The organism is Methanococcoides sp. LMO-2 (genome assembly GCF_038432375.1).
GTDB classification, from domain to species: domain Archaea; phylum Halobacteriota; class Methanosarcinia; order Methanosarcinales; family Methanosarcinaceae; genus Methanococcoides; species Methanococcoides cohabitans.
Map to the genome: position 1 here is coordinate 354822 of NZ_JBCAUS010000002.1, position 13712 is coordinate 368533.

General features: G+C 41.8%; 16 protein-coding genes and 1 tRNA gene. 12 read left to right on the top strand and 5 right to left on the bottom strand.

Annotated elements, in window-relative coordinates:
* Positions 1-11 precede the first annotated feature (11 nt).
* From WOA13_RS01900 to WOA13_RS01915, 4 genes are all read left to right on the top strand, one after another.
* Positions 12-332 carry a DUF2551 domain-containing protein gene (locus WOA13_RS01900; protein ID WP_048205293.1) on the top strand — a complete coding sequence of 107 codons (321 nt, stop codon included), beginning with the start codon at positions 12-14 and terminating at the stop codon, positions 330-332.
* 27 nt (positions 333-359) lie between these two features.
* The gene (locus WOA13_RS01905) at positions 360-761 is read left to right on the top strand and encodes a hypothetical protein (RefSeq protein WP_048205292.1); all 402 of its coding nucleotides are present in this window, start codon (positions 360-362) and stop codon (positions 759-761) included.
* A gap of 67 nt (positions 762-828) precedes the next feature.
* Positions 829-904: transfer RNA gene (locus WOA13_RS01910), tRNA-Gln, on the top strand.
* A gap of 568 nt (positions 905-1472) precedes the next feature.
* Positions 1473-2024 carry a hypothetical protein gene (locus WOA13_RS01915; protein ID WP_342126311.1) on the top strand — a complete coding sequence of 184 codons (552 nt, stop codon included), beginning with the start codon at positions 1473-1475 and terminating at the stop codon, positions 2022-2024.
* Between the two features lie 230 nt (positions 2025-2254).
* Here WOA13_RS01915 and WOA13_RS01920 read toward each other — a convergent pair whose 3' ends face one another.
* The gene (locus tag WOA13_RS01920; RefSeq protein WP_342126312.1) at positions 2255-2461 is read right to left on the bottom strand and encodes a hypothetical protein; all 207 of its coding nucleotides are present in this window, start codon (positions 2459-2461) and stop codon (positions 2255-2257) included.
* 380 nt (positions 2462-2841) lie between these two features.
* Between WOA13_RS01920 and WOA13_RS01925 the strand changes: the two genes are divergently transcribed.
* Positions 2842-3033 (top strand): TRAM domain-containing RNA chaperone, encoded by a 192-nt coding sequence (locus WOA13_RS01925; protein ID WP_342126313.1) that lies wholly within the window; start codon positions 2842-2844, stop codon positions 3031-3033.
* A 395-nt stretch (positions 3034-3428) separates the two neighbouring features.
* Here WOA13_RS01925 and eif1A read toward each other — a convergent pair whose 3' ends face one another.
* Positions 3429-3749 (bottom strand): translation initiation factor eIF-1A, encoded by a 321-nt coding sequence (gene eif1A / locus WOA13_RS01930; protein ID WP_342126314.1) that lies wholly within the window; start codon positions 3747-3749, stop codon positions 3429-3431.
* 581 nt (positions 3750-4330) lie between these two features.
* On the opposite strand from eif1A, the gene WOA13_RS01935 reads away from it, so the two are divergent.
* The 6 genes from WOA13_RS01935 to WOA13_RS01960 all read left to right on the top strand — a co-directional run bounded on the left by WOA13_RS01935 (position 4331) and on the right by WOA13_RS01960 (position 9832).
* On the top strand, positions 4331-5080 hold the full coding sequence (locus WOA13_RS01935; protein ID WP_048205287.1) for an ABC transporter ATP-binding protein: 750 nt from the start codon (positions 4331-4333) through the stop codon (positions 5078-5080).
* Positions 5059-6282, top strand: coding sequence for a SufB/SufD family protein (locus WOA13_RS01940; RefSeq protein ID WP_342126315.1), 1224 nt, complete (start codon positions 5059-5061; stop codon positions 6280-6282). The genes WOA13_RS01935 and WOA13_RS01940 overlap by 22 nt, the downstream gene beginning before the upstream one ends.
* Positions 6283-6460: 178 nt before the next feature.
* Positions 6461-7375, top strand: coding sequence for a glycine betaine ABC transporter substrate-binding protein (locus WOA13_RS01945; RefSeq protein ID WP_342126316.1), 915 nt, complete (start codon positions 6461-6463; stop codon positions 7373-7375).
* Between the two features lie 67 nt (positions 7376-7442).
* A complete protein-coding gene (locus WOA13_RS01950) occupies positions 7443-8570 on the top strand; it encodes an ABC transporter ATP-binding protein (protein ID WP_342126317.1) in 1128 nt (375 codons plus the stop codon).
* An 18-nt stretch (positions 8571-8588) separates the two neighbouring features.
* Positions 8589-9227, top strand: coding sequence for an ABC transporter permease (locus WOA13_RS01955; protein ID WP_342126318.1), 639 nt, complete (start codon positions 8589-8591; stop codon positions 9225-9227).
* The gene (locus tag WOA13_RS01960; RefSeq protein ID WP_048205282.1) at positions 9221-9832 is read left to right on the top strand and encodes an ABC transporter permease; all 612 of its coding nucleotides are present in this window, start codon (positions 9221-9223) and stop codon (positions 9830-9832) included. Before WOA13_RS01955 ends, WOA13_RS01960 begins: the two co-directional genes overlap by 7 nt.
* Before the next feature lie 300 nt (positions 9833-10132).
* On the opposite strand, the gene WOA13_RS01965 is transcribed toward WOA13_RS01960, so the two are convergent.
* Complete coding sequence (locus tag WOA13_RS01965; protein ID WP_342126319.1) at positions 10133-10966, bottom strand: TrmB family transcriptional regulator; 834 nt, start codon at positions 10964-10966, stop codon at positions 10133-10135.
* A 142-nt stretch (positions 10967-11108) separates the two neighbouring features.
* Between WOA13_RS01965 and WOA13_RS01970 the strand changes: the two genes are divergently transcribed.
* Complete coding sequence (locus tag WOA13_RS01970; protein WP_342126320.1) at positions 11109-11876, top strand: class I SAM-dependent methyltransferase; 768 nt, start codon at positions 11109-11111, stop codon at positions 11874-11876.
* A 221-nt stretch (positions 11877-12097) separates the two neighbouring features.
* Here the strand turns inward: WOA13_RS01970 and WOA13_RS01975 are convergent, their stop codons facing one another.
* A complete protein-coding gene (locus tag WOA13_RS01975; RefSeq protein WP_342126321.1) occupies positions 12098-12238 on the bottom strand; it encodes a barstar family protein in 141 nt (46 codons plus the stop codon).
* Between the two features lie 143 nt (positions 12239-12381).
* Positions 12382-13677, bottom strand: a complete 1296-nt coding sequence (locus WOA13_RS01980; RefSeq protein WP_342126322.1) for an APC family permease — start codon at positions 13675-13677, stop codon at positions 12382-12384.
* Positions 13678-13712: the final 35 nt, after the last annotated feature.

Sequence of the window (13712 nt, forward strand, 5' to 3'; positions counted from 1 at the left end):
GAATAATATACATGGCATCTATTCGATCTAAAATAAAAGACCGCCTTGAAAAATTCATTGAACTGGATGTTGATGGACTGAGGAGCTATGTCTTATCATTGTTTTTAAATTTAAAGAAGTCTACTGTTGATGAATTACATCAGACCATTACTAAAAGGTATGATGTTTCCAGAAGTGCAGTTGCTTCGATGGTCGGGTATATACATTCAAAGCTAGGGATCCTCAGATCGCATAAGGAATCCTACAAGACCCCTACGGTCTATTCTTTAAAGGAAGAATATGCTGATCTCTTAAAGTCAGAACTTAGTTCCAAGGGGATTGCCTCAAGCTGATGATCGATCAGCAGGCTCAGATCTTACATGGTATCTGTAAAAGATGCTCCCAGGACCTCTACGACCTTAATGGTACGTTCTGATACCAATGCGCGCATAACTCGCTCCAGAGATCCTTATTTTAGCCTCATGCGCCGTCTATTCCAGGAAGATGCCACGGCTATGCGCGGGCAGAAGTTCCTGATAATGGTTGAAGAGCGCCAGAAGGCAGGAAATCCTATCAAGACCAGTGAGTGGCAGGATGTCATTAACGAGCTTGACATAGGCAGGGCCTCGTTCTACGCTATGCGAAATAAGCTTCTTGGTGCCGGAATGATCACAAACAAGAACCAAAAATACCGCTTGTCCGGCCAGTTCAGTCGTGATCTTATGGACATGGCCAGATGGTGGATGACAGCAATTCTGGACGAGAATCCGGATGATCTTTAACTCTTTTTAAGCACCAGCCGATACCTTTATTAATTAGAATTACTATGTAGGAGCTGCAATCATTAGCAGCCCGGTAGTGTAGTGGTCAATCATGCAGGACTCTGGATCCCGCAACTTCGGTTCGAATCCGTGCCGGGCTACCAAATTCTTTTTTAATTGATCTTAATGTCTTGAATTTGATGTTTCGGTATTTTTGTTACTTTTTGTGCAGGTTTATATATGGTATCTCTATAATATGCCCTATTTTTTGTAGTTAAACGAACTTTTGAAGATGCATATATAAAAATTTATATAATCATTAAACCCATTACATGTTATGATAATGGTTAACGAATACGAAGAGGATATGATTGAAATATCCACAGATCGTGAAACGATCATCATAAACTCTCGTGAAGCAAAGGAATTGGCCCAGCAATTGGCATGCTATCTCTGATTTATAGAATAGCATAGGATAAGTCATAGCTCTAGTTGGGATTGCAGAATAGTGACCAGTTCATTTTTTGACCCTACTTTTTTGTTATTTGTTGTTTCACTTAAGGATCAGTGCAACACCACTTTTATTAAAAGCAGATGATTATTGACAAAAAGCAAAATAATCTTTTTCAATCTTCCTTTTGTACACAATAATTTACAACACAATAGTAAAATATATATGTCAATTTATCTTTTAGCTCATTTGTACATTCAATATGTGGTGGTACTAAAGTGATGAAGTCTGTCTTAAAATTATCAATTGGTCTGATAATTGGGGTCCTCTTGATAACCAGTGCAGCTCTGATAGTCAATAATAATTCTACATTTTCGGGGGGAGCTATGGTTGGATCTGCACAAGAACATCCGACAATAGCAGATATCCTGATGTCCGAGTTAGATGAAATGCCGTTAGATTCGGGGGTGGATGTAGTTGGGGTCAGTTACTATGAAAATGTTGATGCGATAGTTATCGGGCTTGAAAAAAAGACCTATACTGATAATGAGCAGTTGCGTAATTCAATGATCGCTTCAATTTATGAGATCATGCCTGTAATTCTGTCGCATTCCGATGAGCTAAGTGGTAAAAAAATAGTATTCACTGGTAGCTCCATTTCGCTCAACGCAAAAGGAAGCCTCACAATGATGAAGATCTTCCACACCGAAATCGGTTTTGATATGGCCAGGGAAATTACCTGGAGTGATGTTGATGATGAAAAAGCCCGGGAGCAATTGATGGCTGATTGCTTTGAATACGTATGGTGGCACTCCCGAGTTAAAGATTACTGAACCATTGTTTTTCTTCTGTTCAATTGATCCTTAATTTTGCGGTTTGTGATTACGCCTTGATCGAAATCCTGTTGGGTCGATGTGGATCAGCTTTAAGCAGGATTGGCAGGAGGTTGGATTTTAAGGATGCATTTATGGAAAAATAGGAAATGTCTGCAATGGTACAATATCACATATTTTCATAAAAAAAATTCATTAAAAAAATGGATCTGTACGAGATGACTCCCATCTCAGTCAGTCAATTTAACGGTTTTGACTGCCGCATAGCCCACAAGCACCATTAAAAAGGCCACCATAAGGAATAAGTTGTTCTCAAGGAAACCGTTGATACCTGTTTGCATTGCAATTGTCTCTAATCGGATCAACGATTCAGCAACAAGAGCAAGTAATCCATATGAAAGAATTATGATCGTATAGGAATAATATTTAGATCTCATTTCTCCAAGTCCCCAAATTCATATAAATTGAATTTCTTAGTAATAATATATCTTGCAATGTTTCTTATTTGCAATTATACTATATAAAGAATTTGTATTTATATATGTTTTTTAAGTAAAGTTCGTCTAACTAATTTAAAAGGACTTATATAGACTGATCGATCTGTTCCTGTTTCAATTGATAAAATTAGCAACACCCAATACACTTATATGTAAACAAGCATGTATTCAATGTGCTTTTAGAGGATTAACGCTGCTTTGATGAATATATAGGTTTAGATGGTATTGCTTTAACTGTTTTACTATTTCTCTGTGTGTTTACCGGTTTTGTTATTATCCTTTTAAGCATCATATAGGAAGTGAAATATTTGTTTAACAACATGGAATCAACTGCTCCAGTAGAAGCTGGTGAAACATACGACGTAACAATTGAAGATATCGCAAGAGAAGGCGATGGAATCGCTAGAGTAAGCGGTTTCGTTATTTTCATCCCAAACACACAGGTAGGCGATGAAGTAACAATCAAGGTAACCAAAGTAATGAGAAAGTTCGCATTCGGCGAAGTTGCTTAATTATTTAACAATAACCATACTGGTGGAGGGACCTGTTATCAGGTCCTTCATCCAGTTATTTTGATATTATTTTCAATTTAATTGCCTTTTTTTAATGCTAATTTCGATTGGCTTTTTCTACTTATTATCAGTAATTTACTTATTATCATTAATTTGAAAGTCCTGACACTTTAAGCAGAACTCACAGTTTGTTGTATGAAGTTTTTTGAGCTATTCGATATCATGATCAAGCCTTCGGCTAAGATTAGATCTACAATGGTCAACAAGATATAATGATCACATCAAGATTCGATGTATCTCGATTTCTGTGAGATCAAAAAATATCATCCGGGAAAATAAAACTAAAATCAGCAAAATAATGAAAATAAAATAATGAATGTTTGATCATTCATATTTTATTTCAGATACCCCTTACGTTGGAGCCAGTTAACCTGCGGACCTGTGTATTTCCAGATCACATCAGCTTTTGAGTCCTGGAAGTCCCATGGAGTAACGATCACGATGTCACCTTCACGGACCCACATCCTCTTCTTCTTTGAACCGGGTATGCGTCCCATTCTTACGACGCCGTCCATACATTGTAACGTAACCCTTTTTCCACCAAGTAGTGTACCTACTGTTGCCAGGATCTCATTTTTGTCCTTTCTTGGTGTACGGACCCTTGTCACTTCCGGAGTGTCGGAAGATTTACCACTGGTACCTTTATTCTTCCTCATATTACTTCTATAATTAGCCAGATTAATTCCTCGTTTCTACTAAATCTTTTTTTGGAATGCGTGTGGGCATTCTGATCGGTCAGATCAGCAAATAAAATGGGCCATGTGAATTGTCAGGAAGTGCTTTTAAGCACTTGATGGATCTCAATTCTGGCAAGTCCTTGTAATGCCGTTTATTTGATGATCGGGCAAATATGATCAATATAATTTATCATTCAAAAAAGTGAATATGATCTTTTTAATAACAAACCATAAGCATATTTGTGTTTCTAAATTGAACTCAATGCATATAAAGTCTGTTGAAGAAATGGCAATTGTTGCCCTTAAGATACATTTATATCTGTTCACACCCCATTTCACGCCGTTAACACAAACACAAAAGCTTATCAGTAATGGCTATATGACTAATCGATTGAATTATTTTTGTCGATAGAACTAAGTAGCAGATACTCATGTTCTGATTTGAAATTCCAGATGAATCAATTGGTGGTCAGCAACTGATCATATTTGATTATAGTAATCTGGTAACTTCATATTTAATTCATAGATAACTGATATCTCTTCTAAAAATTGGAGGAAACATGCTCGAGGTAAAAGATCTGACAGTTGAGATCGGCGGCAGGACCATCCTGAACAAGGTCAATCTCAAAGTAGAGCAGGGTAGCACCACTGTTCTTTTCGGCCCGAACGGAGCTGGTAAATCCGCGCTTCTCATGACGCTTATGGGATTTAGCGGTTACAATGTAGTTGGCGGGCAGATTATATTCAAAGGTGAAGACATAACTCATCTTTCAGTTGACGAGAGAGCTAAACGCGGAATGGGTATCATGACCCAGAGACCACCTAACATGACAGGTGTAAAGCTTGAGGACCTCGTGGATGCTATATCAACAGAAAACAGTCTTGATACTGAAGTAATGGCAAAGAAACTCGATATGGTCCGTTTCATGGAAAGAGATGTCAATGTCGGCTTCTCCGGCGGAGAGATCAAGAGATCCGAACTCTTGCAGCTATCAGCACAGAACCCATGTTTCTACCTGCTCGATGAGCCGGAATCAGGTGTTGACCTTGTAAGCATTGAGGAGATAGGTAAGACCATAGATGAGCTCCTGAAGAGCAGGTCAAACTGTTTTGTTGATCACAACAGAAGAGGAAACTCCGCACTTATTATTACCCACACCGGTCAGGTGCTTGATTATGTGGAGCCTGACATGGGTTACATCCTTTGTAATGGTAGTGTTGTCTGTAAAGGACACCCACGTGAAATGCTCAGGGAAATAAAAAAGCAGGGATATGGAGAGTGCTACACATGCAAACTGGGACAGATTTAAAGGAGAAGGCTGAAAAGGCCATAACAAAGATCGCAATGTACGGTGAGGACTTCAACCTCGATGAATTCGAGGTTGGTGAAAAGGAATTACCGGAAACTGAGAACCTTGAAGATCTTGACAGTGAATTCAAGCAGACACTCCTCAATGCCGGTGTACTCCCTGACGAGGAAGGACGCTCCGGAAGTTTCCTGATGCTCGACAATACAGTATCCCATTCAACCATGAGGGATCCTGACGTTGAACTTATGTCCCTGCATGAAGCCATGGAGAAACACGACTGGCTGGAAGAATATTCCTGGAAGCTCGTCTCCGTGGATGCAGACAAGTACACTGCAAAGAGCTATCTTGAAAATGCCAATGGATATTTCATCCGTGCACCTGCAGGCAAGAAGAGCTCAATGCCTGTCCAGACATGTCTTGTCATGGGCCACAAGGATGTTACACAGACAGTCCACAACATCCTAATCGTAGAAGAGGATGCAGAGCTTGATGTCATCACCGGATGTACTACCAAAAAGGGCGTCGAAAGGGCAATGCACCTTGGTATATCCGAGATATATGTCAAAAAGGGCGGTGTTCTTAACTTCACCATGATACACAACTGGGCAGAGGATATCGGAGTACGCCCGAGGACAGTTATCCACCTGGAGGAAGGAGCAACATTCGTCAACAATTACATCCTCCTGAAGCCTGTGAGATCTATCCAGTCCTATCCGACCGCTATCCTGGACGGAGAGGGTGCTTTTGCAAGGTTCCATACCATTGCTGTTGCACACCCCGGTTCAGAGCTTGATCTTGGAAGCAGGGTTCTTTTCAATGCTCCTAACACAAAAGCGGAGCTTGTTTCAAGGACCATCACTACAGGTGGAACGGTCATTGCAAGAGGAGAAATGGTGGCAAATGAGCTTCATTCAAAAGGTCACCTGGAATGCCACGGTCTTGTTCTCAACAACGAGGGAACACAGCGTGCGATACCTATCCTTGAGGCTAATGTTGATGATGTGGAACTTACCCACGAAGCTGCTGTGGGGAGGATCGCAAAGGATCAGGTGGAATACCTGATGGCACGCGGTCTTTCAGAAGAAGAATCAGTGGGAATGATCGTTCGTGGATTCCTTGATGTTGGTATCACCGGTCTTCCTGATGAGCTTGCAGCAGATATTGATAAGACCATCGCACAGATAGGAAAGGATGCGATCTGAGTATTGGTCGCTTCTTTTTCTTTATTTTTATTTAACTCTTTTTTATAATTAACGTCTCTACCTTTTTATATTTCGATCATATTTTTATAGTTGGCAACCTCTCTGCAAGTCGAAAAACTGTCAAAACATTCCAAACTTATATATATTCATGAGTTCCCCATTATGAATGGGGTAAAAAATGAATATAAAAATTCTATTAGCAACTTTTGTTGTTCTGGCTGTAATCCTCAGTGGATGTACAGAACCTGCATCTGATGAAACTGCAGATGCTGTGAAGGGAGAAGTGGTCATTGGTTCTAAATTGTTCCAGGAGTCTTATATCCTGGCCCATATGGCCGGTATCATGCTCGAGGAAGAAGGGTATGAAGTCGATGTAAAAGAAGGCCTTGGAGGCACTCTCGTTAACTACGAAGGTCTCAAGCAGGGCACAGTGGATGTCTATGCCGAATACACCGGTACAGCATATAGCCAAATTCTGAAGGAGCCTGCACTTGAGGTATGGGACCCTGAAGTTGTGTACCAGGTAACCGAAGAAGGTCTCAATGCTGACGGTGTTGTCATCGTGGCAGACCTTGGCTTTGAGGACGCATATGCACTTGCTGTAAAGGAACAGTGGGCTGATGAGAACAATGTCGTCACCATCAGTGATCTTGAAGGATATTCAACTGAAATGATCGTAGGAACAGATCCGGAATTCGCACAGCGTGAGGATGGTCTTCCACGTATCAATGAGCTTTACGGTCTTGAGTTCATGGAGGTCAAGCCTACAGTTGCCAACATCATGTATGAGGCTATCAAGAACGATGAGGTCGATATAGTTTCAGCATATACAACAGATACCAGGAACGAAGTGTTTGATCTTCGCATCCTGAACGATGACAAGAATGCATTACCTCCATACGATGCCATCTTTGTGATGTCTGCAGAGTTTGCTGAGGAAAATCCTGATGCTGCCACTGCTCTTGGAAAACTGAATGGTCAGATCGATACAGACACCATGAGAAGCCTGAACTACCAGTTCGATGTCGAGAAGCGTGATGCTGAGGACATTGCAAGAGAATACCTCGTAGATAATGGATTCATAGAGGCCTGAACCCCTCTATCATCCTTTTACTTTTTTAGTATCGCTGCAAGAACAGCTTTTAAATTGAGATCTACCTATGCCGTCCAAAAGGATATTTGACAGAATAGATTCGATAGAGATCCGCGGTGTGACCAAGAAATATGAAGGCAGGTTTGCCATCAATGACCTGTCCCTTGACATCGAGGGTGGGGAAATGCTCATTCTCATAGGTCCAAGTGGTTCGGGAAAGACTACGACATTGCGTACGATCAATCGTTTGATCGAACCGGATTCAGGTACCATTTACATAAACGGCCAGAACATCATGGAACTCGAGCAGGTTGCTCTCAGGAGGAACATCGGTTATGTCATCCAGAACATTGGCCTGTTCCCTCACATGACCATCGGTGAGAACATTGGCCTTGTTGCCAAACTTGAAGGCTGGGATAAGGCAAAGATCAATGAGAGGGTACGCTACCTTCTGGATTTCGTATCCCTTCCGGCAGATATGTTCATGGACAGGTATCCTCACCAGTTAAGCGGAGGCCAGCAGCAGAGGGTCGGTCTTGCAAGGGCACTGGTAATGGACCCGCCGCTTTTGCTTATGGACGAACCTTTCGGTGCTCTCGACCCTATCCTGAGAAAGCAGCTTCAGGAAGAGTTCTGTCTTATCCGTGAAAAGCTCGGGAAGACCATCATTTTCGTGACACATGATATCGAAGAAGCTTTCCGTCTGGCAGACAGGATAGGCATTATGGATGATGCGAAGCTTGTGCAGATCGGAACGGCAGAGGAGTTGATCTTCCATCCTGTGAACGATATGGTGGCAAGTATTGTTGACACCGGGAAGAAGTTCAAGCATCTGGACACCCTGAGAATAAAGGACCTGATGTCCCCTCTTGATAACAAGTATGTCCATCCTGCATCCCTTTCTGTCAGCGAGACCATCGACTCAATGCTTGAAAGGGACATCGAACTTGCCGTTGTAGTAAATGGCGATGAACCGATGGGTGTTGTCAGGCTGAATGACCTGATGCGCCTTGGTGAAACTAACGATATCATCGGTAATCACGTTGTCAAAGTTCCATCATACGAAATTGGTGGCTTCCTCGAGAATGCACTCAGGGAACTGCATGAGAACGATGATTCCATTGCTTTCGTCACAGATGCCGGGAAGGTCAAAGGTTTCCTGTTCCCGAACGATGTTTTCAAACAACTGGTATGACCAGCGGAGGGAAGGAACGTGCTACTAACTGATCTTGTAGATGTCTGGGAAACGAATTCCCTGACCACGCGTACCATTGAGCACCTGACGATGTTCAGCATAGCTATAGTCATTGCTTCCGTCATCGGGGTAAGCATAGGCATTTACCTGTACAGCAGGCCCCGGATAGCTCATCCTGTCCTTAATTTCCTGAACGTGGTGGAGACAATACCGGATATTCCGTTACTTGTACTTCTCCTGCCGATATTCGGACTTGGAGAGGAACCAACCATCGTGGCATCCATCCTTTATTCACTCTTACCTATCACACGTAACACCTATACTGGCCTCAAAGAGGTCGACCAGCAGTACATCGATATTGCACATGCAATGGGACTATCCCAGCGTGAGATCCTCCTGAAAGTGAGAATTCCACTTTCCCTGCCAATGATCGCAGGTGGATTGAGAATAGCCCTTGTCTTTACCATGGGCGTCGTGACACTTGGAGGACTTATTGCTGCAGGCGGCCTGGGAGCAGCCCTGATAGCCGGCATACAGCTCTATAATGTTGGCACGATCCTAGTTGCAGGCATATGGACCGGTCTTCTGGCAGTCATCCTTGACGGCTTTGCCGGGACCATTGAGAAGAAGCTGCAGAGGAGGTACGGTACATGGTAACCATTGAGACCATATTGGGACACACCGGTGAACACCTCGTGCTCCTGCTTACCACACTGTTCGTCAGTATTGCTATCTCTCTGCCCCTTGCGTTCGCTTCCCTTTACAGCAAACGCATCGGCTATGTGATCATGAAGTTCGCAAACCTTGCCCAGGCAGTGCCGAGCTTCGCTGTCGTTGCTATTGTGGTCCCTCTTATCGGGATCGGATTCTACCCGGCCCTGATTGCCATCCTGCTGAGGGCACTCCTGCCCATCATCAAGAACACCTACATTGGCCTCTCAACGGTAGATCCTGCCATGCTTGACTATGCGGACGGCATAGGACTCAACCAGTGGCAGATACTCAGGTACGTCCGCCTTCCGAATGCTTACCCTGCCATTTTCGCAGGAATCAAGTTCGCTTCCATCCTCATCAACAGTATAGCCATACTGACGGCTTACATCGGCAGTGGTGGCCTTGGAGAGCTCATCTTCGAAGGACTTGTAGGTTTCAACAATGAAAAGATCCTTGCAGGTGCCATTCCAGCGATATTGATAGCAATGACATTGGATGTGATCTTTACGGCGATGGAGAAGAGGCTGGTTCCGGATTACAGGAAATAAGGTTTTGGGATATTGAAACATTAAGTGAAAGTGTTGAGGATTCGAATTTAATCCCCCTCACAATCTATCGGGGATATATATAACGTGAAAAATGGCAACGCTAAATTTTTGATTTTTTTATGGTTTCGAATCTTACCCCTCCAAAGCAAGTCGGGGATATAGGTAAGCTCAAAAAACCGAACTCTTAGAAAATTATTTGGTCATCAATTAAATTGCAATTTATTCAAAAAGTATTATGCAACAATTCAATGAGGTTACAAACTAGCAGGCATCAATAAGAAGCTCATAACCTAGACCAGTTTATTTGAAATTGAATCGCTTCCCCTTAGTCCAGAGGTCATCGAATTTAGCCTTGAAACGCTTTGTATATGACTCATCATGAATTTGTGTCATACCGAGACTAGTACCAGTATTAATCTGATCTTCAATATCAAGAAAGATAGTCTTTGAATCAAAGATTACAAAATCATGCTCTGTTTCCAAAATTCTTATTTCCATGAATTTCTGAACATTACTTTTGACTGATTCATCTTCTATTGAATTAATAAGTTCTTTTATTGATGGCAACAGTTGAGAGTGGGAATCTAGAATTTTAACATGAATGCCACGTTGTGCTAAATTTAAGTAAGCCTTACTGAATATTGACATTGAATCATCATATTGTTCTGATACTCCTGGTTTATACTTAAGGGGAGTAACAACACATATGTCATGTTCAATATCCTCAAAAAATGAATTCACCGTCTCTTCTAGTTCATTATCATGGAACTTGTCGGGCCAGAATATTGTTTCAACATGCTTTGGAGAATCACCATTGGAAAGTTGCCGTTCAATTTCAGCAAATGTTTCCCTGAGTAGTTTGAGCTCATTGAGTGCTTCTTCTTCTCTTCTTTTGTACATGAGTTCAAAAGCAATTTTCGGATCAACAGCCCTATATTTTCGTGGCCTTGAAGGTTGGATCTCCACAAGGCCATACTTGTTCAAATCCTTCAAAATCTCATAGATCTTTCCAATGGGAACTCGTGATAACTGCGACAATTTACTTGCTTCCAGCTCTCTTTTTTTTAAAAGCGTCCAGTAAACAGAGCTCTCATATTTGTTTAAACCGATGTTTGCAAGTAACTTATCATCCATCTTTTCACTACTTCTGAGTTTATTGTAAAGTAAAATTGTTATCTATTCTGCGTGATATTAAGAATCACTGCTTGAACATATAAAATTGTAATTGTCAAAAAGTCATATTGACTTTATTACATATCCATATCAAGCAAAATAAATGATGAGTATAGGTGTAAAAATGGAATCGCCAATTTTTGAGATATTTGATGGTTTACCCAGACAGGGGCCCGGCAGTAATGAATGTACAGAAAAAGCTTTTAATTTGCTTTCTTCTCTTCCTGCAGGCACTAAGATCCTTGATATTGGTTGTGGTGTGGGTATGCAGACAATACATCTTGCGAAGATCTGCAACGACTGTCACATCACTGCAACTGACATTTACCAGCCATTTCTGGATAAATTGATGGAAAATGCAGCTAAAGAAGGATTTGATGACAGGATTACTACAGTTTGTGCTTCCATGGATGAACTGCCTTTCGAAGCAGGAGAATTCGACGTTATCTGGGCAGAAGGATCCATCTTTATCCTTGGCCTTGAAAAAGGAATTAGCTACTGGAAACAGTTCCTAAAAGATGGGGGATACATGGCAATAACAGAGAACACATGGTTCACAGATGAACCTTCTTCGGAAGTGCTTCAATTCTGGCAGGAAATATATCCTGGCATCATGAATATATCTGATACTGAAAAAGTTATTACGGCAGTAGGATATGATGTCATTGATCACTTTAAACTGCCAGTTTCTGTCTGGTACGAGTTTTATGACAATCTGGAAAAAAGAGTTGATGAAATCAGTGATAACTATAAAGGAAACACTGAGGCAGAAATGATACTTGAGTTTAACAGAAAAGAGATAAAACTCTTCAGAGAAAGCCCAGATGAATATGGTTATGCGTTCTACATTTTTCAGAAGAACAAACTCTAATAGCTTATATGTGGAGTGACTTGCTCATAAAAAGCAGGTCACATCCGAATACAAATCATTTTTAATTTTATTTTTTTGTTTTATTACTCATTCCAACTTATGTGATTTGACAACTACATTTTTACCAGTCTGCAAAATAAAGAAAATGCTTCCAAGAGCAGTCAGAATAATGCATTTTCCTAATTGCATCAAGACCCTGCTCATCAATGTTCTCAGCTCTGTCACTCTCTCCAATGCTCTGGCCTGTTCAAAGCATCAGCATTCATTCCATAGTAGTCAGGAAAATAAAACTTATCTTTCAAGAACTGACGGATTTCTTCATCATTGTTGAATTTCTTGCCACCAATAGTTAATTTGTCCACCTTTAAACCTCTCCCCACAGTTCCAACCTCTCCCTAACATGTGTATTTAGTGTGAACGGTTTCTCACCCCTCGCATTATGCTCCATATAATGCAATGTCCCTTTTGAAAATCCTAGTTTTCCCAATCAGAATACACATTTTATTTATTTGACCTGCCTTAAATTACTTTGGCTCTTTAGCCTGATAAATACCGCCACGACACCCACGAGCAATAAAATAAAACCATAGGTAATGACCTCAAGACTCAGGTGTGCAAAGAGCAAAAGGGCACATAATATACCAAAAAGCGGTGAAAGAGGAAAACGGCCTATGTTAAAGGGAATCCTGAATGGTCTTTCGATATCAGGTCTTGAGTACCTCAACCATATCAGTGAAAGATTGATCGTTATAAAGATGATAAAGACCATGAAATTGGTCATATTCGCCACGATCGCGATATCACCTATGAAAACAAACATTATTGAGAGTGATGTGAACACCAATATAGAGACCCATGGAGTCCTTGTCCCTGGATGAACCCAGGAGATCAATGAGGGAAGTGAACCGGATTCCGCCATACCATAGAGTATCCTCGAGCCCCCGATCTGCATAAGCAGAACGGTATTGGCAGTCGAGAAAAGAGCTATCAACGAAAGGATGACAAATGCATTGCTGCCCAATGCCACGGATGCAACCTCTGCCAGGGGAGCCGAAGACGTTGACAATACCCTCCAGTCAAGGACACTCACAACAGCCAATGCAACAAGTATGTAAAGCAATATAGTGGTTGCAATAGCAATCATAAGGGCTCTGGGTGTCGTCCTATGAGGGTCCTTTGTCTCCTGTGATAGCTTTACTATCTCCTCAAAGCCGAGGAATGCAAAGAAAACAAGCGCTGATGCCTCAAATATACCTGACAGGCTCTGTACCTCCAGATAATCCACAGCCCCCATCTCGGGAAGACCTATGTAGATTATCACAAGCAAGCCTATGATCTCGATGACGGTCATAAGAATGGCAGCCCTTGCAGATTGCTTAATACCCACAAAAAGGATCAATGTGAACAGTAGTATAAGAGCGATAGCTGAGGGAATAACAGGTGTGTTAAACAGAACCTCGAAATATCCCGCAAAGCCCAGGGCAACGGTAGAGCTTGAAATGATCTCCACGAAAACGACCAGCAGGCCTATGAGAAGACCCAGGAACTCACCGAAGGCATTCCTGACATACTCATATTCGGCCCCTGCCTTGGGGAACATGGATGAAAGCTCCATGTAACTTATAGCGGTAAGCCCGGCAGCAATGGCAGCAAACAAAAAGGACAACCAAAGGGCATTGCCCGAAAGACCTGCTGCCTTTCCAATAAGAACATATATGCCGGCTCCCAGTATGCTTCCCACACCACTGAGTGTGATCTCCAAAAGCCCAAGCTCTCTTTTAAGAGTAACCTCTTCTCCCATTAAATCCCAAATAGAGTTTATCCCTGAACATAGAA